The 16,977-nt window shown below is 60.5% G+C and carries 15 protein-coding genes; 7 read left to right on the top strand and 8 right to left on the bottom strand.

All coding sequences use genetic code 11. From position 1 onward, the window contains the following. Positions 1 to 66 precede the first annotated feature (66 nt). From ACR0NF_RS08265 to lpdA, 6 genes are all read left to right on the top strand, one after another. Positions 67 to 606, top strand: a complete 540-nt coding sequence (locus ACR0NF_RS08265; RefSeq protein WP_480667259.1) for a DUF805 domain-containing protein — start codon at positions 67 to 69, stop codon at positions 604 to 606. Next, on the top strand, positions 603 to 3,560 hold the full coding sequence (locus ACR0NF_RS08260; RefSeq protein WP_480470910.1) for a 2-oxoglutarate dehydrogenase E1 component: 2,958 nt from the start codon (positions 603 to 605) through the stop codon (positions 3,558 to 3,560). The genes ACR0NF_RS08265 and ACR0NF_RS08260 overlap by 4 nt, the downstream gene beginning before the upstream one ends. Positions 3,561 to 3,563: 3 nt before the next feature. Next, positions 3,564 to 5,081: a 2-oxoglutarate dehydrogenase complex dihydrolipoyllysine-residue succinyltransferase gene (gene odhB, locus ACR0NF_RS08255; RefSeq protein ID WP_480470911.1), complete on the top strand. Its 1,518-nt coding sequence runs from the start codon at positions 3,564 to 3,566 to the stop codon at positions 5,079 to 5,081. 2 nt (positions 5,082 to 5,083) lie between these two features. Then, on the top strand, positions 5,084 to 5,353 hold the full coding sequence (locus tag ACR0NF_RS08250) for a hypothetical protein (protein ID WP_480470912.1): 270 nt from the start codon (positions 5,084 to 5,086) through the stop codon (positions 5,351 to 5,353). 131 nt (positions 5,354 to 5,484) lie between these two features. Then, complete coding sequence (locus tag ACR0NF_RS08245; RefSeq protein ID WP_480470913.1) at positions 5,485 to 5,877, top strand: MAPEG family protein; 393 nt, start codon at positions 5,485 to 5,487, stop codon at positions 5,875 to 5,877. Positions 5,878 to 5,926: 49 nt separating this feature from the next. Then, complete coding sequence (gene lpdA, locus ACR0NF_RS08240) at positions 5,927 to 7,315, top strand: dihydrolipoyl dehydrogenase (RefSeq protein WP_480470914.1); 1,389 nt, start codon at positions 5,927 to 5,929, stop codon at positions 7,313 to 7,315. Between the two features lie 149 nt (positions 7,316 to 7,464). Here the strand turns inward: lpdA and ACR0NF_RS08235 are convergent, their stop codons facing one another. The 4 genes from ACR0NF_RS08235 to ACR0NF_RS08220 are packed head-to-tail and all read right to left on the bottom strand — an operon-like array spanning position 7,465 to position 10,370. Beyond that, complete coding sequence (locus tag ACR0NF_RS08235) at positions 7,465 to 8,070, bottom strand: pyridoxamine 5'-phosphate oxidase family protein (protein ID WP_480778055.1); 606 nt, start codon at positions 8,068 to 8,070, stop codon at positions 7,465 to 7,467. Next, positions 8,057 to 8,797: a lysophospholipid acyltransferase family protein gene (locus tag ACR0NF_RS08230; RefSeq protein WP_480470916.1), complete on the bottom strand. Its 741-nt coding sequence runs from the start codon at positions 8,795 to 8,797 to the stop codon at positions 8,057 to 8,059. The genes ACR0NF_RS08235 and ACR0NF_RS08230 overlap by 14 nt, the downstream gene beginning before the upstream one ends. After that, on the bottom strand, positions 8,797 to 9,696 hold the full coding sequence (locus tag ACR0NF_RS08225; RefSeq protein WP_480659269.1) for a cell division protein FtsX: 900 nt from the start codon (positions 9,694 to 9,696) through the stop codon (positions 8,797 to 8,799). The genes ACR0NF_RS08230 and ACR0NF_RS08225 overlap by 1 nt, the downstream gene beginning before the upstream one ends. Then, the gene (locus tag ACR0NF_RS08220; RefSeq protein ID WP_480471921.1) at positions 9,693 to 10,370 is read right to left on the bottom strand and encodes a cell division ATP-binding protein FtsE; all 678 of its coding nucleotides are present in this window, start codon (positions 10,368 to 10,370) and stop codon (positions 9,693 to 9,695) included. The genes ACR0NF_RS08225 and ACR0NF_RS08220 overlap by 4 nt, the downstream gene beginning before the upstream one ends. Before the next feature lie 182 nt (positions 10,371 to 10,552). On the opposite strand from ACR0NF_RS08220, the gene ACR0NF_RS08215 reads away from it, so the two are divergent. Next, the gene (locus ACR0NF_RS08215) at positions 10,553 to 11,257 is read left to right on the top strand and encodes a zinc-ribbon domain-containing protein (RefSeq protein WP_480485020.1); all 705 of its coding nucleotides are present in this window, start codon (positions 10,553 to 10,555) and stop codon (positions 11,255 to 11,257) included. 5 nt (positions 11,258 to 11,262) lie between these two features. On the opposite strand, the gene ACR0NF_RS08210 is transcribed toward ACR0NF_RS08215, so the two are convergent. From ACR0NF_RS08210 to argH, 4 genes are all read right to left on the bottom strand, one after another. Next, entirely contained in the window at positions 11,263 to 13,800 is a 2,538-nt protein-coding gene (locus ACR0NF_RS08210) for a TIGR02302 family protein (RefSeq protein WP_480778054.1), read from the bottom strand. A 35-nt stretch (positions 13,801 to 13,835) separates the two neighbouring features. Then, entirely contained in the window at positions 13,836 to 15,101 is a 1,266-nt protein-coding gene (lysA, locus tag ACR0NF_RS08205; RefSeq protein WP_480778053.1) for a diaminopimelate decarboxylase, read from the bottom strand. A gap of 295 nt (positions 15,102 to 15,396) precedes the next feature. After that, on the bottom strand, positions 15,397 to 15,579 hold the full coding sequence (locus ACR0NF_RS08200) for an argininosuccinate lyase (RefSeq protein ID WP_170395762.1): 183 nt from the start codon (positions 15,577 to 15,579) through the stop codon (positions 15,397 to 15,399). Beyond that, entirely contained in the window at positions 15,579 to 16,967 is a 1,389-nt protein-coding gene (argH, locus tag ACR0NF_RS08195) for an argininosuccinate lyase (protein WP_480778052.1), read from the bottom strand. The genes ACR0NF_RS08200 and argH overlap by 1 nt, the downstream gene beginning before the upstream one ends. Positions 16,968 to 16,977 lie beyond the last annotated feature (10 nt).

Below are 16,977 nucleotides of genomic sequence, written 5' to 3'. Positions count from 1 at the left end.
AGCTATGACCAGTTCGTACTTTTTTAGTCTACCTAAGGTTTCGCGATCTTTTATGGAGTTCGCGCCATGACCTTCTCTGACGCCATCCGCACCTGTTTCTCCAAATTCTTCACCTTCTCGGGTCGTGCCTCGCGGCCTGAATACTGGTTCTTTTTCCTGTTCATCTTGATCTGGAGCATCATCGCCGGGGTCATTGACCTGCAGTTCTTCACTCAGGTCGCGGTAACCGAGACCGAGACGTCCAAATCCGTCGCGGCCACCTCAACGGGCCCGGTACAGAGTATCGTCAGCCTGATCGTGTTTTTCCCGCACCTCGCCGTCGCGTGGCGGCGGATGCATGACACCGGGCGCAGCGGACTTTACGCTCTGCTGCCGATCCTGCTGATCCTTGGTGCGCTCGCCGTTCTGATCTTTGGTATCGGCCTTGCCAGTCAGTTCCATGGTGGCACGCTCGACATCCTGTTCACCCGCGCCACACTTCTTATCGTCATTCCGACACTTATCGTTCTGTTTGTGTCGCCCCTCCTGGTTCTGTGGTGGCTCTCCCGCCCCAGCCAGCCAGGCACCAACCAATACGGTCCCAACCCATATGAGGTAGTCCCATGACCGAACACTCGCCCAACTCAGCCTTTCATGCCTCAAGCTTCATGCAGGGGCATAATGCCGAATATCTGGAGCAGTTATATGCCCAGTACACCAAGAACCCAGGCGCGGTTGATGCCGCCTGGGTGGAGTTTTTCAAGGCCATGGGCGATCACGCGCCGGATGTGCAGCGCGAGGCCGAGGGGCCTTCGTGGGCGCGGAGCGACTGGCCTCCGATGCCGGCGGACGATCTGACGGGCGCGCTGACCGGAGAGTGGGCCGAGATTGACGCCAAGGCGGCGGGCAAGAAGATCAAGGACAAGGCGGAGGCCAAAGGGGTCGAGGTCAGCGATGACCAGATCAAGCGCGCGGTGTTGGACAGCCTGCGGGCGCTGATGCTGATCCGGGCCTATCGCATCCGGGGCCATCTGGCCGCTGATCTTGATCCGTTGGGAATGCGCGCAGCCAGTACGCATCCCGAGCTGGACCCCAAGACCTACGGCTTCACCGATGCCGACATGGATCGACCGATCTTCATCGACAACGTGCTGGGCCTGCAGATGGCCAGCATGCGGCAGATCGTCGAGATCGTGAAGCGGACCTATTGCGGCACGTTTGCGCTGCAATACATGCACATCTCGAACCCGGAAGAGGCCGCGTGGCTGAAGGAACGGATCGAGGGCTATGGCAAGGAAATCGCCTTTACCAAGGAAGGCCGCAAGGCGATCCTGAACAAGATGGTCGAGGCCGAGGGCTTCGAGAAGTTCCTGCATGTCAAATACATGGGCACCAAGCGGTTCGGTCTGGACGGTGGCGAGGCGCTGATCCCGGCGATGGAACAGATCATCAAGCGCGGTGGTGCGCTGGGGCTGAGCGATATTGTCATCGGCATGCCGCACCGGGGGCGTCTGAACATTCTGGCCAATGTTATGGGCAAACCCTATCGCGCGATCTTCAACGAATTCCAGGGCGGCAGCTTCAAACCTGAAGATGTGGATGGCTCGGGCGACGTGAAATATCACCTCGGCGCCTCCAGCGACCGCGAATTCGATGGCAACAGCGTACACCTGTCGCTGACCGCGAACCCGTCGCACCTTGAGGCGGTGAACCCGGTGGTTCTGGGCAAGGTCCGCGCCAAGCAGGATCAGCTGAACGACACGGATCGCACCAAGGTCATGGGCATCCTGCTGCACGGCGACGCGGCCTTTGCCGGTCAGGGCGTCGTGGCCGAAGGCTTTGGCCTGTCGGGCCTGCGCGGTCACAAGACCGGCGGTACCATGCATATCGTGGTGAACAACCAGATCGGCTTTACCACCGCGCCGCACTTCTCACGCTCCAGCCCGTATCCGACCGATATCGCACTGATGGTTGAAGCCCCGATCTTCCACGTCAACGGCGACGACCCCGAAGCGGTGGTGCACGCCGCCAAGGTGGCGACCGAGTTCCGTCAGAAGTTCCACAAGGACGTGGTTCTGGACATCTTCTGCTATCGTCGGTTTGGCCATAACGAGGGCGATGAGCCCATGTTCACCAACCCGATCATGTACAAGAAGATCAAGACGCATAAGACCACGCTGTCTCTGTACACCGAGCGTCTGGTCAAGGACGGCCTGATCCCCGAAGGCGAGATCGAGGATATGAAAGCGGCTTTCCAGGCGCATCTGAACGAAGAGTTCGATGCCGGGAAAGACTACAAACCCAACAAGGCCGACTGGCTGGATGGGCGCTGGTCACATCTGGACAAGAACAAAGAAGAGTATATGCGCGGCGAGACGGCGATCACGCCCGAAACGCTGAGCGAAATCGGCAATGCATTGACTCATGCGCCAGACGACATTGCGGTTCACAAAACGGTTGCCCGTCTGCTTGAACACAAAAAGCAGATGTTCGAAACGGGTCAAGGCTTTGACTGGGCCACGGGTGAAGCGCTGGCCTTTGGGTCCCTGCTGACCGAGGGCTATCCGGTGCGCCTGTCCGGTCAGGACGCCACGCGCGGAACCTTCAGCCAGCGCCATTCGGGTTTTGTTCATCAGGAAACCGAAGAGCGGTATTACCCGCTGAACAACATCCGCAAAGGGCAGTCTCAGTATGAAGTGATCGACTCAATGCTGTCCGAATATGCGGTGTTGGGTTTTGAATATGGCTATTCGCTGGCCGAACCCAACGCACTGGTTCTGTGGGAGGCGCAGTTTGGCGACTTTGCCAACGGTGCGCAGATCATGTTCGACCAATTCATCAGCTCTGGCGAAAGCAAATGGCTGCGGATGTCCGGTCTGGTCACCCTGCTGCCGCACGGGTTCGAGGGGCAAGGCCCCGAACACTCATCCGCGCGACTGGAGCGGTTCCTGCAGATGTGCGGTCAGGACAACTGGATCGTGGCGAACTGCACCACGCCCGCGAACTACTTCCACATCCTGCGCCGTCAGTTGCACCGTACCTTCCGTAAGCCGCTGATCCTGGTGACACCGAAATCGTTGCTGCGCCACAAGCTGGCGGTCAGCAGCACCGAAGACTTCACCACGGGCTCCAGCTTCCACCGGGTGCTTTGGGATGACGCGCAGAAAGGGAACTCCGACACCAAGCTGGTGGCGGATGACAAGATCAAGCGGGTCGTCATGTGCTCGGGCAAGGTCTATTTCGACCTGCTGGAGGAGCGCGACGCGCGTGGTATCGATGACGTCTACCTGATGCGGATCGAACAATATTATCCCTTCCCGGCGCATTCGCTGATCAATGAACTTGAGCGCTTCAAAGGCGCCGAGATGGTCTGGTGTCAGGAAGAGCCCAAGAACCAGGGGGCCTGGTCCTTTATCGAGCCCAATATCGAATGGGTCCTGACCCGCATCGGCGCAAAACACACACGTCCGGTTTATGCCGGTCGCGCCACATCGGCCTCGCCCGCGACGGGTCTGGCCAGCCAACACAAAGCCCAACAAGAAGCGCTGGTGAACGAAGCGCTGAGCATCAAAGGAAAGTAAGCGATGACGATTGAAGTTCGTGTACCTACGCTTGGCGAATCCGTAACCGAAGCCACGGTTGCGACATGGTTCAAGAAACCCGGTGACGCCGTAGCCGTGGATGAAATGCTGTGTGAGTTGGAGACCGACAAGGTCACCGTTGAAGTGCCCTCTCCCGCCGCTGGCGTGATGGGCGAGATCGTCGCAGCCGAAGGTGAAACCGTGGGCGTCGACGCCCTGCTGGCCACAATCGCAGCTGGTGAAGGCGCCGCTCCTGCTCCGACCGCTGCGGCTGCAGCGCCTGCGGCGGCGGCTCCGGCTGCATCCGGCGGCAGCGTGGACGTGATGGTGCCGACGCTGGGCGAGTCCGTCACCGAGGCGACCGTTTCGACATGGTTCAAACAGGTTGGTGACAGCGTTGCGCAAGACGAGATGCTGTGCGAGTTGGAGACCGACAAGGTCTCGGTCGAGGTTCCGGCCCCGGCAGCAGGCGTTCTGGCCGAGATCGTTGCCCCCGAGGGCAGCACGGTCGATGCCAGCGCCAAACTGGCGGTGATTTCGGGCGCGGCTGCGGGTGCTGCACCCGCTCCGGCTGCTGCGGCGGCGGCCCCGGCTGCAGCAGCAAGCACCGGCAAGGACGTGGCAAACGCCCCATCAGCCGAAAAGGCGATGGCCGAAGTCGGCCTGTCAGCGGATCAGGTCACCGGCACTGGCCGTGACGGTCGCATCATGAAAGAAGACGTGGCGAAAGCGGTCGCAGCGGCTACGGCCCCAGCGCCTGCGGCGGCTGTGCCCGCCCCCGCTGCCCAGGCTCCACGTGCGCCTGTCGCCGCCGAAGATGCAAGCCGCGAGGAACGCGTGCGCATGACCCGTCTGCGCCAGACCATCGCCAAGCGTTTGAAGGATGCGCAGAACACGGCCGCCATCCTGACCACCTATAACGAGGTGGACATGACCGAGGTGATGGCCTTGCGGAACCAGTACAAGGACCAGTTCGAGAAGAAGCACGGCGTGCGACTGGGCTTTATGTCCTTCTTCACCAAGGCCTGCTGTCACGCACTTAAAGAGGTTCCGGAAGTGAATGCCGAGATCGATGGCAATGACATCGTCTACAAGAACTTCGTGCATATGGGTGTCGCCGCCGGTACGCCTCAGGGTCTTGTGGTTCCGGTTATTCGGGACGCAGACTCGATGTCTTTTGCAGCGATCGAGAAAGCCATCGCCGAGAAAGGCAAACGTGCCCGTGACGGCAAGCTGTCGATGGCCGAGATGCAGGGCGGCACCTTCACCATCTCGAACGGTGGTGTCTATGGCTCGCTGATGTCCTCACCCATCCTGAACCCGCCGCAATCGGGCATCTTGGGCATGCACAAGATCCAGGACCGTCCGATGGTCATCAACGGTGAGATCAAGATCCGCCCGATGATGTATCTGGCCCTGTCCTATGATCACCGGATCGTGGACGGCAAAGGCGCGGTGACCTTCCTTGTCCGCGTGAAAGAGGCGCTCGAAGACCCCCGCCGCCTGCTGATGGATCTGTAACCATGGCAACGCATGTACTCTGGCAGGCCGATGTGGCCGATTTCAACGCCTGGCTGAAGGTCTTCCGAGAAGATCGCAAGATGCGAGAGGCTTCGGGTATCCGTGACCTTCACGTCTGGAAAGACCCTGATCAGCGCGATCACGCCGTCGCGATGTTCGAAGTGGCGGATCTTGAAAGGGCGCGTAAGTTCTTCGACTCGGAAGAGCTTGCCATGCATCACGAGCGTGGCGGCGTGGCCCATATTCAAGTCAAGCTGCTGGAACCGGTCTAGCCTGCTAACAAAGCCGGTGTGCAGGGTCGACCCTGCACACATAACAGCAATTGCGCGTGAAACCCGCCTGCCCCTGAGCCCGCGAGATATTAAACCCAAGTCCACACACCCGCTGAAAAGGATATGTGAACATGTCTTCGGAACTTTCGATTTTGGCGCTCTATGGCCTGCTGGTCGTGGTAATCATCCTGCTGAACGTCCTGACTGCCATGTCTCAGGTCGGGTTGATGACGCTGGGGGGTGCGCGGGATGATATGCCGCCGCTGACCGGCGTCGCCGCGCGGGTTGAACGTACCCTGAACAACTCGGTCGTCGCGATGGCGCTGTTTGCACCTGCCGTTTTGATCCTGTCCGCCAAGGACGGATTCACATCCGGATCATTGCTGGCAGCTCAGATCTTCCTGATTGCGCGTATTGCTTTCGTTCCCATCTATGCATTCGCCATCTCTATACCTTTCCTGCGCACCATCGTCTGGGTCGCAGGATTTGTTGCGACGGTTTATCTTTATCTGCTAGCCCTATAAGCAAAAAAGGCTGCGTCAGAACGCGGTCAAGACACCAAGGAGTGCCCGAATGTCCAGCTATGACGTCATCGTAATCGGAGCCGGCCCCGGCGGCTATGTCTGCGCTATCCGCTGCGCCCAACTGGGGCTGAAGACCGCCGTTGTCGAAGGGCGTGAAACGCTGGGTGGCACCTGCCTGAACGTGGGTTGCATCCCGTCGAAAGCGTTGCTGCATGCCTCGCACCAGTTGCACGAGGCCGAGCATAATTTTGCCAAGATGGGCCTGAAGGGCAAAAGCCCCTCGGTCGATTGGAAGCAGATGCAGGCCTACAAGGACGAGGTGATCGAGGGCAACACCAAGGGCATCGAGTTCCTGTTCAAGAAGAACAAGATCGACTGGCTGAAGGGTTGGGGTTCGATCCCCGCCGCTGGCAAGGTCAAGGTCGGGGACGACGTGCATGAGGCCAAGAGCATCATCATTGCATCGGGGTCCGAGCCTTCGGCGCTGCCGGGTGTCGAAGTGGACGAAAAAGTCGTCGTGACCTCGACCGGCGCGCTGTCGCTGGGCAAGATCCCGAAAAAGATGGTGGTGATCGGTGCTGGCGTGATCGGGCTGGAGCTGGGCTCGGTCTACAGCCGACTGGGCGCCGAGGTGACGGTGATCGAATTCCTCAAGGAGATCACGCCGGGCATGGACCCTGAGGTTCAGAAGACCTTCCAGCGCATACTCAAGAAGCAAGGCCTGAATTTCGTCATGGGCGCAGCGGTGCAGAAGACCGAGGCGACCAAAACCAAAGCCAAAGTCACTTACAAACTGCTCAAGGATGACAGCGAGCACGTGATCGATGCCGACACTGTTCTGGTCGCCACGGGGCGCAAGCCTTACTCAGATGGTCTGGGCCTGGACGCCCTGGGTGTTGAGATGACACCGCGCGGCCAGATCAAGGTGGGTGCCGACTGGCAGACCAACGTGCCGGGCATTTACGCTATCGGTGACGTTATCGAAGGGCCCATGCTGGCCCACAAGGCGGAGGACGAAGGCATGGCCGCCGCCGAACAGGTCGCGGGCAAGCACGGCCACGTGAATTACGGCGTCATTCCAGGTGTGATTTATACATGGCCCGAGGTCGCCAATGTAGGCGAGACCGAGGCGACGCTGAAAGAACAGGGTCGCGCCTACAAAGTCGGCAAGTTCATGTTCATGGGCAACGGTCGCGCCAAGGCGAATTTCGCGGCGGATGGGTTTGTGAAAATCCTGGCGGATAAAGAAACCGACCGCATTCTGGGCTGCCACATCATCGGCCCGGCAGCCGGAGATCTTATTCACGAGGTCTGCGTCGCCATGGAATTTGGTGCCTCAGCCGAGGATCTGGCGCTGACCTGCCACGCACATCCGACCTATTCGGAAGCGGTTCGCGAGGCGGCTCTGGCTTGCGGTGACGGCCCGATTCATTCCTGAACCTGCGCGCGTCTCATGCTAAGGGTGCGAGGCTCTGCCTCGCGCTCCCATGCATTTTTGGCCAGATGAAGACCAGATCCCCTGCTTCATCTGGCCAAAAATATCCCGGGGGAGTCGCGGCTTGCCGCGGCGGGGGCAGAGCCCCCTTTCTACCACATGGTTTTGGCCGCGCGAGAGCCCCATTCCTGATCATATTGTGCGCCGCCTTCTTCGCCAGCGGTCATTTCTGCGAGAATTTTCCCGACGCTTGGCAGGGTCTCTGCTTCACTACCACCCTTCCACGTCTGCGCGCGCATCAACGCCCGGGCGCATTGGGTGTAGATCTCGGCAATTTCAATAACGATAACCGTTGCGGGGCGTTTGCCGCGTTTCTCAAAGCGGTCGCGCAATAGTTCATCCGCTGTCAGACGCGCTGAGCCATTCACCCGGACCACTGTGTTCGAGCCGGGAACCATGAACAACAGCGCCACCCGCGGGTCACGCACGATGTTTCTCAGGCTGTCCAGTCGGTTGTTGCCACGCCAATCCGGCAAGGCCAATGTGCCGGGATCGAGTTCCAGCACGACGGGGCCGTCATCGCCGCGCGGACTGCCATCGACGCCTTCAGGGCCAACTGTGCTGAGGATACAGAGCCGTGAGGTCATGATCCATTTGCGATAAAGCGGCGTCAGCTGGTGGGCAACCTTACGCAAGGACGGCGCCCCGGGTGTGCCATAGAGACCTTCAAGCGTGGCGATATCGTCAATGTACTGCATCTGGATCAAACCCTACTTCCCGCATCAACGCATTCGATCGTGTCTCGATGACATCTTCCAGCCTCTCAAGAAAAGCATCGCGGGTCACTCCGGGCTCGATTGGATCAAGGAAATCGACAATCGCGGTACCGGGCTTACGCAGGATGCCCGTCCGCGGCCAGAATACACCTGCATTTGTGGCAACCGGTACGCAGGGAAAGCCCAACCCTTCGTAAAGAACCGCAGTGCCCACCTTGTAGGGTTTCTGCGCACCCGGTGCGACGCGCGTGCCTTGTGGATAGATGACCAACTGACCGGGTTCGCTGAACTCTTTCGCGACATCTTTCACCATTTTGGCCACCGCAGCCCCGCGCTTGCCGCGATTGACCGGGATACAGCCCAGACGACGCGCATACATGCCGATCACGGGCGTAAACAGCAGTTCGCGTTTCATGATGAACTTGCCGTGGGGGACCGCAGCGAAAATTATTATGATGTCCAGAAAGGACTGGTGCTTGGCACCCACGACCACCTCGGTATCCGGAACCGTCCCACGCACTTCGCAGCGAATGCCCACCATCCAGCGTGCCAGCCACATGGTGCTGCGGGCATAGGTTTTACACGCCTGCAAGGCACCGCGCTTGGTGAACAGGGCATAGGGTGCAAAGACAATCCCGAGGATCAGCATCCAGGCATAGATGGTGATCATGAAGATCAGTGAGCGAACCCATTGAAAGGCCATGAACATCACGAAAGCTCCTTTAACTTGCGCCGCGCTGCCGACCATGTGGCCAGGAAGGCGACCGCAGCCCCCAGAACCGGGATCAGCGCAGGCAACAGCCAGCCGGTACCCTGAAATCCCAGCCCAGTCAGAAATCCACCCGTATCAGACGCCTCGGGCAACAGTAAAACGCCCGTCATTCCCAGCAAAGTACCGACGACGGCCCCAAACAATGCGCGGAAGGTAAACCTTCGCACGAAGGCTCCGGCGATGAAACGATCACGCGCGCCAACCAGACGCAGAACCTCGATAATCTGCGCATTTGCGGCAAGCGAGGCGTTTGCGGCGAGGGTGATCATGGCGGCGGTAGCGCCGCCGATCAGCAGAATCGAGATCCAGCCCAGCCGCCGCAGCGACATGGCCGCATCCACCAAAGGTTCGCGCCAACGCGTGTGATCGTCCAGCACCGCGCCCGGCACCTCGGCACCAAGCCGCAAACGCAGGCCAGCGGCGTCCAGACCCGGCGGGCCTTCGATGATCTCGATCAGCTGCGGCACGGGTAGGGTGTCCAGCGGCAGATCGGGACCAAACCAGGGAGACAGCAGTGCCGCCTGTTCTTCACTTGTCAGCGCGCGGGCCGATGCGACACCGGGGGTTTGTTGCAACACGGTCAGCGCGGCCTCGGTTTGTGCCGCGCGTTGGTCAGCCGGTGCATTGATCCGCAGCGTGGCTGCCCCTGCCAGTTCCGAGGCCCAGCGATCCGCCAGACGGCCCGAGGCCAGCGACAAGGCCAGCGCAAACACCGCAAGAAACGCCATCGCACCCGAGACAAACAGCGTCAGCTGCGCGGTAAACCCGGTAGGAGGCACCACCCGGTCAGCACGCGCGTCGCGGCGCAGCAGGTTGCGGATGTCTCCCTTGCTCATAGGTCTGCCCCCGCAAGCTGCAGCCGGCGTTGCGAGATCCGCAAGACTCGCGCCTGAACCTGACTTTTGGCGGCGCGGATCAGGCTCAGATCGTGGGTGGCGATCAGCACGGTCTTGCCCATCCGGTTCAGCTCGACCAGCAGACGCAGCAGACGTTGCGACATCTCCCAGTCGACATTGCCGGTGGGCTCATCCGCCAGCACAACGTCGGGTGATAGAATGACGGCGCGAGCCAAGGCGGCGCGCTGACGCTCACCGCCAGATAGCTCAGGCGGCAGCGCCCCAAGGCGGTTGCCCAACCCGACCCAGCCCAGAAGTTCGTTCAGATCATCCTGTTCGCCGGCATCTCCGCGTCCCGATACCATCAACGGAAGCGCGACGTTTTCGGCAACGGTCATGTGATCCAGAAACCGGCAATCCTGATGCACGACACCGATCCGGCGCCGCAACAGAGCCATCTGATCGCGGTCCAGCCGTGCGATGTCCTCACCAAATGCGCTGAGCCGCCCCGAGGTTGGCAACAATGCGCCATAACAAAGCTTGAGCAATGTGGTCTTGCCCGCGCCCGACGGCCCGGTCAGGAAATGGAACGACCCCGGTTGCAATCGCAACGACACGTCGCTCAGCAATTCACCGCCGCCATAGCTGTAGCTGATATTTTCCAGCTCGATCACGCCTGCCCCCTTTGTTATGCTCACCTCTTGCCCGAGCGCAGCCGCGGTTTCAATGCCTCGGGCGGGTCCAATTGGCGACACTTGGCCCGCGATGACGAAAACGCGCTTTGCTGTTGGGTCTTAACGGAATATCATCCCTGAAAAAACTACTATCAGGCCCGCTTGTCCGGGCAGGAGGCAGAATGCGTTTAACGTGTCCGAATTGCAGTGCCCAATATGAGGTTCCCGACGAGGTGATCCCGGAAGGTGGTCGCGACGTTCAGTGTTCGAATTGCGAGCAGACCTGGTTCCAGACCAAGACACCAGAGGCCGGAGCGCCGAAAGCCCCCCCTGCGCCAGAGGTTGAAGAGGTTGCAGAAGAGGTGGAGGAGACCGCCGCGCCCGAGGCCGCCGATAGCGAGCCTGAGGCATCAGAGGACAACGGGAACGTGGACCCGGCGGTTGCCAACATCCTCAAGGAAGAAGCTGCGCGCGAGGCCGAACTGCGCGAACGCGAAGGCAGCAATCTGGAAAGCCAGCCCGATCTGGCGCTTGATCCGCCAGAGGAGCCCAAGGTCAAACCCAAACGGCCTGCTGCGACCGAGACAGCCTCTGACTCAGGGCAGAAAGAGGCGTTGCCGGATGTCGAGGCGATCAATTCGGGCCTGCGCAGCGATTTGACATCTGATGCCACCGAAGCGGCCGCCCCGGTGCGTAAATCCGGTGGCTTCCTGCGTGGCTTTACCATCATTGTCGTCATTGGAATTATTCTTCTGATGATCTACGGCAACGCCAACCAGATCAGCGAAGCGATCCCGCAGGCCGATCCGGTTCTGAAATCCTATGTCTCTGTGATCGATCAGGCCCGTATCTGGCTTGAAACACAGACGGGCGGTGCTCAGAACTGAGGCACTCAGAACCGTTCTAGCAAACGCTTGAGGTATTCCAGTTCGATCTGGGGTCGATCCGTTTCGCCGGTGCGGCGGCGAATTTCGTCCAGAAGTTCCCGCGCGCGACGATAGACATCTTCGCCCTGTAGCAGGTTATCATCGGTCGAGATCGATCCCGCTGAACCCGGCGTACGACCCAGCGGGTCACGGTTGTTGGCCTCCATGTCACCAGCTTCGGTCCCTTGACCCGGCTGGTTCTGCTGGTTCTGCGCCATCGCCTCACCCAATGAGCGCATGCCTTCCCGCAATGCTTCCATCGCCTCGGACTGGCGGTCTATGGCCTCGGCCAGATCATTGCCGCGCAGGGCGTCCTCCGCCTCGTCCATGGCGCGGCCCGCACGGCCCAGCGCCTCGCGCGTGGCTTCGCCTTCGGGGGTGCCACCACCGGGCAAACCCTGTTCCTGACGTTGCAACTCGTCACGCAGCGCCTGTTGCCGGTCGGCCAGTGACGGCTGACCAGAGTCGCCATCGCCGGGCTCGTCCGAGCCCTGGCCCTGACCATCATGGCTCTGCCCCCGGCCCTGCCCTCCCGAGCGGCCCTCGTTGCCCTGACTTTCGCCTGCCTGAGCGCCTGGGTTGAACTGTTCCTGCAGATCACGGAATGCCTGATCACTGAGGCCCTGTTGTTCGCGCAGAGTTTCCGCCAACCCTTCCATGGCCTGCTGACCCTCGGATTGGCCACCTTGGCCCTGCCCTTGGGTGACACGCATGTTTTCCATCATTTGCTGGAACTCTTCCAACGCCTGCTGCGCCTCGGCCATGCGGCCCTGTTCCATCAGCTCCTGAATACGGTCCATCATCCGCTGCAGGTCATCCTGCGTCATCTGCAGAGTTTCACCGTTGGGGCCTTGCTGACCCTGCTGCGTCTCACCGTTTTCCTGCGCCAGCCGTTGCAGCTGCCGCATGTAGTCCTGCGTCGCCTCGCGCAATTCCTGCATCAGCTCGGCGATTTCCTCGTCGCTGGCACCATTCTGCATCGCCTCGGTCAGACGTTCCTGCGCGCGCCGCATCCGCTCCAGCGCATCGGCCAGCGTTCCATCCTCGATCAGAACCGCCAAATCCCACAGGGCCTGAGCAATCTCTTCCTGCTGTTTGGCGTTCAGTGCGCCGTGCCGGTCAAAGGTCTCCAACCGGCGCAGGATGACCCGCAAACGGAGATATGCCGTATCCGAACGGAACAGGTCCTCGGGCAAATGCGAAACCGCGCGCAGCAGCTGCGATACGCGCAGCGCATTTTCGCGCGACCAGAGCAGATCGCGCCGCTGTTCGATCACAGCCGCGGCCAGCGGGTCAAAGAAACGCCGTGCGGGCAGGTCTGTCAGATAGGGCTCTGCCACCGTCTCCTGATCCGATGCGTCGGAGGCCATGAGGGTGATCTTCACCGGCAGATGCGCCCATGGATGCTGCGAGAAATCCTCGATCAGGTCTTCGGTGAAATCGGTTCGGTCACCAGTGATCGGCATCGGCAGCTCAACCGCGATCGTCTCACGCGGTTCCGGCTCGGTGGCCAGCCCGTATTGGCGGTCGACCGCCGTCAGATCCAGCTCGATCCGCGCCGTGCCCGAAACGATGCCATAGTCGTCCGCTGCCGCGAAGGGCAGTTTCATCTGACCACCGGCCTCGGCCTCTGCCGTACCCGCCGCAGCGATCTGAGGGGCGGTGTCAGGCAAAATGTTCAACGCCCATTCGCGCCCCGCCGGACCGTCGATCCGCAGCTGACCGGACCGTTCGGCGACAAATTCCTGCTCCGGTTCTGTCGCAGCTTCGGTGCCAAGAGGTGTCGAGGTTTCTGTCAGGCTGTGCGCTCCGACCTCTCCGTAAAACCGCAATGTGATCCGACTGCCTTCGGGCACCGTCAGCGTGGGATCGGTCTGATCCGCCAGGTAAAGCGTCGGCAATCCAGTGTAACGCGGCGGTTCAACCCAGCCTTCCCAGCTGGGCCCCTGCCCGGCCTGCGCCGTGCCCGGTGTCATGTCCGCCACCGATCCGATCCGCCAGAACGACCCGAACAGTGCTGCTACGACCAAAGCCAGCAAGGCGGCATAGCGCAAGGCATAAGGATCGCGAGAGGTCAGCCGCAGATCGGGTTTTACCGGATCGGCCTGCGCAGCACGCGCAGCCATGCGCGACTGATGCGCCTGCCACAGGGCCACCGAATCCGCATCCATTGCACCGATCGCCTGATCATCCATCAACGCCTGAATCGGTCGCCCCGGCAGGGTTTCATCCAGCCGAACCAGCGCCTCGGCACGGGTCGGCAAGTGGATGCGTCGAATGCCGAGAATCGCAGTCGCGACCAGCCCCAGCACGCCGACAGCAGCGCAAATCCAGACGGTTTCGATGCGCACAAGATCTTGAAGCCCAAGCATCAGGGCCGCCAGCAGAACCATCAGGATCGAGAAAAACGGCCAGAAAGCGCGCAAAACCTGCTCGGCCAGCATGCCCCCATGCGTCAGCCACAGAGACAATCTCGGAATCGGCGGGGTCTGGTTATCGCGCAAGGCGGGCCTCCTGATCGGCCCGCGCGCCTATCGCGTCAGAGCCACTCTGGTATGGTATCGCGGTTTATGATTTCGTCAAAGCTTGGCCGTTCACGAATTACGGCAAATTGATCCCCATTCACCAGAACTTCGGGGATCAGGGGCCTTGTATTGTACTCGCTGGACATCACCGCGCCATATGCCCCCGCACTGCGGAAGGCGATCAGATCGCCCGATTTCAGAGGCGGCATGTTGCGTTGCTTGGCAAATGTATCGCCAGATTCGCAGACCGGGCCAACGATATCATAAGGACGTTGTTCGACCCCCGCGGCGGGTTCTTCGACCGCCACGATGTCATGATGCGCCTCATACATCGCAGGGCGGATCAGATCATTCATCGCGCCGTCGAGGATCAGGAAATCGCGGTCTTCGCCGGATTTGACGTAGATGACCTTGGACACCATCAGGCCCGCATTGCCTGCGATCAGGCGGCCGGGCTCAATCTCGATCTCGCAGCCCAAATGACCCAATGTTCTCTTGATCATCGCGCCATATTCGACCGGGAGTGGAGGCGCGTCATTGGAACGCGTATAGGGAATGCCCAAACCGCCACCCAGATCAAGACGGCGGATATTGTGACCCTCGACGCGCAAACGCTCGGTCAGGTCCGCGACCTTGTTGTAGGCCAGCTCAAACGGTTCAAGCTCGGTCAGCTGAGAGCCGATATGGACGTCAATCCCGATCACTTCGAGCCCCGGCAGGCTTGCGGCCAGCGCATAGACCTCAGAGGCGCGCGAGATCGGGATGCCAAACTTATTCTCGGATTTGCCGGTGGCAATCTTGGCGTGGGTCTTTGCGTCCACATCCGGGTTCACCCGCACAGTGATCGGCGCAACCACGCCCAGTTCCAGCGCGACCGCGTTGATCACCTGCATCTCAGGTTCGGATTCGACGTTGAACTGGCGGATGCCGCCCGTCAGGGCCGTACGAATCTCATCCGCAGTCTTGCCGACGCCCGAAAACACGATCTTGTCTCCGGGTACTCCGGCAGCCTTAGCGCGCAGATATTCCCCGCCCGAGACCACATCCATCCCCGCGCCTGCCTGCGCCAGCGTCTTCAGGATCGCCTGATTGCTGGCGGCCTTCATCGCGTAACAGACAAGGTGATCGGTACCCTCAAGCGCATCGTCGAACAGCTTGAAATGCCGCAGCAGAGTCGCCGTTGAATAGACATAGAACGGGGTTCCGACCGCGGCTGCGATTTCGGAAACGGGGACGTCCTCGGCGAAAAGCGCGCCGTCGCGGTAGAGAAAATGATCCATGAAAGCGCGCTTAGACCAAAAGAGGCATGTGGATCAAATGATTCCAGTGGGGTTGTGGTCACCCGTCGCGGTTCAGAAGGTCTTTGACGCGCCAACCCGTGCGTATCCTGAAACCGAGATTCCGGATCCGCTGGGTGCGGCCGATGGCTCCGTTCGGGGTGTACCTGACGGGTCGCAAGCTGCTAGCACGGCGAGGCAGAGGATCAGGCCGACAGGTCTCATGCTATTTCTCTTTGTCATTCAGAACGTGTCTGATGCAAATGGGTGTACGATCCGTAGATTACAAATTCGGATTTCAGAGCCCGAGATAAACGCCCAGCCCACCGCGTCTAAGACCAACGCCAACACCGCCATAGGTGCCGCTGCTGCCCACACCGACACTTGCGCTCATCGTTGGCTGAATGGGTTCGCCATCTGCACCGCAGCCAGCCAGAGCCGCTGCAACCGCAATCAAGAGCACCACGCGTCGTATCTGCATTACACCAGCGCCTTCCATCGCTCGATCTGAGCCCGCACCTGATCCGGTGCGGTGCCGCCATAGGATTGGCGCGAGTTTACCGAGTTTTCGACCGTAAGAACAGAATAGACGTTATCGGTGATGTTTGCATGGACGGATTGCATGTCTTCGAGTGTCAGGTCGGGCAAATCGCATCCTTTGCTCTCGGCCATTGCAACCAGCGAACCGGTGACATGGTGCGCATCGCGGAACGGCAGGCCCAGCACGCGGACCAGCCAATCGGCCAGATCAGTTGCAGTTGAGAAACCGGACCCAGCAGCAGCGGCGAGGCTTTCGCGGTTGGCGGTCATGTCCTTGACCATGCCCTCCATGGCTGCCAGCGCGAGCATCCAGTTGTCGGCGGCATCAAAGACCTGTTCTTTGTCTTCCTGCATGTCCTTGGAATAGGCCAGCGGCAGACCCTTCATCACCATCATCAGCGCGGTATTGGCTCCGTATATGCGGCCCACCTTGGCGCGGATCAGTTCTGCGGCGTCGGGGTTTTTCTTTTGCGGCATAATCGATGAGCCGGTCGAGAACCTGTCCGAGAGTGTCACAAAGCGGAACTGGGCCGAGGACCAGATCACCAGTTCTTCGGCAAAGCGCGACAGGTGCACGGCGCAGATCGAGGCAGTGGACAAGAACTCCAACGCAAAATCACGGTCGCTGACGGCGTCCAGAGAGTTTGCGGCAGGGCGGTCGAAACCCAGCGCCTCAGCCGTCATCTGCCGGTCGATGGGAAACGAGGTCCCGGCCAGCGCGGCTGCGCCGAGAGGGGATTCGTTCATCCGGGCACGTGCATCGCGGACGCGGGACAGATCACGCCCGAACATTTCCACATAAGCCATCATGTGATGACCCCATGTCACCGGCTGCGCGGTTTGAAGGTGGGTAAAGCCCGGCATGACCCAATCCGCCCCGGCCTCTGCCTGCGCCAAAAGCGCGCGGATCAGGGCCAGAAGGCCGGTTTCGGCTGCGTCAAACTGATCGCGGACCCAGAGTTTGAAATCGGTTGCCACCTGGTCATTCCGCGACCGGCCCGTGTGCAATCGGCCTGCGGGCTCACCGATTACCTCTTTCAGGCGCGCCTCGACATTCATGTGGATGTCTTCCAGCGCGGTCGAGAACTGAAATTCTCCGTTCTGGATTTCTGACAAAACGGTGAGCAGCCCTTCCCGAATGGCCTGCGCATCACTATCAGTTATAACGCCTGTGGCCGCCAGCATGGCGGCATGGGCGCGCGAGCCTGCAATGTCCTGGGCTGCCATCCGCTGATCGAACCCGATCGAGGCGTTGATTGCCTCCATGATCGCGTCTGGACCGGCGGCAAAGCGGCCGCCCCACATCTGGTTCGAGGATTGATCGGTCATGTAAGAAAAC

The organism is Ruegeria sp. CF4 (assembly GCF_056537345.1).
The sequence above is the reverse complement of the archived record's forward strand: the minus strand, read 5'-3'. Positions and strand labels throughout refer to the sequence as shown.

Coding starts and splice junctions, on each gene's coding strand:
- ACR0NF_RS08265 (WP_480667259.1), top strand. CDS start 67: ATGACCTTCTCTGACGCCATCCGCACCTGTTTCTCCAAATTCTTCACC.
- ACR0NF_RS08260 (WP_480470910.1), top strand. CDS start 603: ATGACCGAACACTCGCCCAACTCAGCCTTTCATGCCTCAAGCTTCATG.
- odhB (WP_480470911.1), top strand. CDS start 3,564: ATGACGATTGAAGTTCGTGTACCTACGCTTGGCGAATCCGTAACCGAA.
- ACR0NF_RS08250 (WP_480470912.1), top strand. CDS start 5,084: ATGGCAACGCATGTACTCTGGCAGGCCGATGTGGCCGATTTCAACGCC.
- ACR0NF_RS08245 (WP_480470913.1), top strand. CDS start 5,485: ATGTCTTCGGAACTTTCGATTTTGGCGCTCTATGGCCTGCTGGTCGTG.
- lpdA (WP_480470914.1), top strand. CDS start 5,927: ATGTCCAGCTATGACGTCATCGTAATCGGAGCCGGCCCCGGCGGCTAT.
- ACR0NF_RS08235 (WP_480778055.1), bottom strand. CDS start 8,070: ATGCAGTACATTGACGATATCGCCACGCTTGAAGGTCTCTATGGCACA.
- ACR0NF_RS08230 (WP_480470916.1), bottom strand. CDS start 8,797: ATGTTCATGGCCTTTCAATGGGTTCGCTCACTGATCTTCATGATCACC.
- ACR0NF_RS08225 (WP_480659269.1), bottom strand. CDS start 9,696: ATGAGCAAGGGAGACATCCGCAACCTGCTGCGCCGCGACGCGCGTGCT.
- ACR0NF_RS08215 (WP_480485020.1), top strand. CDS start 10,553: ATGCGTTTAACGTGTCCGAATTGCAGTGCCCAATATGAGGTTCCCGAC.
- lysA (WP_480778053.1), bottom strand. CDS start 15,101: ATGGATCATTTTCTCTACCGCGACGGCGCGCTTTTCGCCGAGGACGTC.
- ACR0NF_RS08200 (WP_170395762.1), bottom strand. CDS start 15,579: ATGCAGATACGACGCGTGGTGCTCTTGATTGCGGTTGCAGCGGCTCTG.
- argH (WP_480778052.1), bottom strand. CDS start 16,967: ATGACCGATCAATCCTCGAACCAGATGTGGGGCGGCCGCTTTGCCGCC.